The sequence below is a fragment of the Methylobacterium sp. A54F genome, assembly GCF_053346035.1.
The window spans coordinates 1-303 of sequence record NZ_JBKFBF010000133.1; the positions used below are offsets into that span (position 1 = coordinate 1).

Below are 303 nucleotides of genomic sequence, written 5' to 3' on the forward strand. Positions count from 1 at the left end.
CGGCCGCCGTGAGGCGGGCGTGGTTCGATTGCAGCGCGCCCACCGTGATCACGGTGTCGGCGCCCTCGGCGCGGGCCGCGCCGAGAAGGGAGGCGAGCTTGCGGAGCTTGTTGCCGCCGGGTCCGAAGCCCGCAAGGTCGTCGCGCTTCACGAGGATCCGCACGCCGCGCAGGCGGTCGCCGAGGGCGCGGGTGAGCCCGTCGAGGGGTTCGATCGGGCCCGGCCGCGGCACGAGCGGCAGGCGCGGAAAGCGGGCGAGGTCGAGGCCCACGGGTCCTACTCCGCCGCCGGCAGGGTGGCGGC

General features: G+C 76.9%; 1 pseudogene. It reads right to left on the reverse strand.

The features are described from left to right. Positions 1-271 (reverse strand): annotated as a pseudogene (locus tag ACLBXP_RS25640) (D-cysteine desulfhydrase family protein); the annotation flags it as partial. Positions 272-303 lie beyond the last annotated feature (32 nt).